The 1396-nt window shown below is 52.4% G+C and carries 2 protein-coding genes; both read left to right on the top strand.

What is annotated here, in order from left to right; all coding sequences use genetic code 11:
* The coding region (locus L692_RS0121865) for a protein arginine kinase (RefSeq protein ID WP_025702133.1) at nucleotides 1–1016 on the top strand (1016 nt) is incomplete at its 5' end.
* Nucleotides 1017–1052: 36 nt separating this feature from the next.
* Nucleotides 1053–1396, top strand: a 344-nt coding sequence (locus L692_RS29780) for a Clp protease N-terminal domain-containing protein (RefSeq protein WP_036724935.1), incomplete at its 3' end; no start/stop codon positions are given.

Genomic DNA, 1396 nt, shown 5'->3' with positions numbered 1-1396 from the left:
GCGGCGGCAGCCACTCCGAGATTGTAATCAGCAGCCGTGTGCGGATCGCCCGCAATCTACAGCATCATCCCTTCCCTCTTCTGGCTACCAAGAATCAGGCCGATGAAGTTCTGGATGTTCTGGCTCCGGTTATCGATCATAATGAGGATACGGGATACGGCACGTTCGAGCTTGTGAAGCTTGACGAACTGGAAGAATTGGATAAGAAGGTGCTGGTCGAGAAGCATCTGATCAGTCCCAATCTCGCCAATGACTCCAGAGGCGGAGCGGTGCTGCTGAATGAGGACGAGTCGGTCAGCATCATGATCAATGAAGAAGACCATCTCCGTATTCAATGCCTGTTTCCCGGATTTCAGGTTCGCGAGGCTTGGGAAAGGGCAACCGCGATCGACGATATCTTCGAGGAAGTAGTCGATTACGCTTTTGACGACAGAAGAGGCTATTTGACCAGTTGTCCGACCAATGTCGGCACAGGCCTTCGCGCTTCGGTTATGATGCACCTTCCGGCGCTTGTCATGACCCAGCAGATCGGCCGTACTCTTTCGGCTGTCAATCAGGTGGGGCTTACGGCAAGAGGCATTTTCGGGGAAGGCAGCGAAGCTTCCGGGAATATCTTTCAGATTTCCAACCAGATTACACTGGGGCAGACCGAAGCGGAGATCATCGACAATTTGCACAATGTGGCCATCCAGATTATCGAGCATGAACGCAATGCGCGCCAGCGATTGCTGAATGAAACCGCCTTGCGGATCACCGATCGCATCATGAGATCCTATGGGATTTTGTCCTATGCTGCCGTAATGGAATTGAAGGAAGCCTCCCAGCGTCTGTCGGATGTGCGGCTTGGCGTCGATTTGGGAATTCTGAAAGCTCCATCCATCCCGGTGCTCAATGAGCTGAACGTCAAGACGCAGCCCGGATTTCTGCAAAAGATGTTCGGTGAGAAGCTCAGCTCGGCTGAATGCGATATGTACCGGGCGAAGCTGTTCCGGGATACGCTAGGAAACACACATTAATTATAGATATTTAATTATTTATGGAGGTGCAGGGTTATGATGTTTGGCAGATTTACAGAACGCGCGCAAAAAGTGCTTGCGCTGGCACAGGAAGAAGCCGTTCGGCTGGGACACAATAATATCGGCACAGAACATATTTTGCTTGGACTTATTCGCGAAGGCGACGGCATAGCCGCCAAAGCTTTGATTGGTCTTGGACTCGGTCTGGAAAAAATTCAGGACGAGGTGGAGACGCTGATCGGCAGAGGACAGGAGCAGCCAACGAACATCGCATACACTCCGCGAGCGAAGAAGGTCATTGAGCTGTCGATGGATGAAGCCCGTAAGCTGGGCCACACCTACGGTGGCACAGAGCATATCCTCCTGGGACTCATCCGCGA

The sequence above is a fragment of the Paenibacillus forsythiae T98 genome, from assembly GCF_000520735.1.
Classification (GTDB): domain Bacteria; phylum Bacillota; class Bacilli; order Paenibacillales; family Paenibacillaceae; genus Paenibacillus_AQ; species Paenibacillus_AQ forsythiae.
This window is presented reverse-complemented; position numbering and strand designations above follow the sequence as displayed.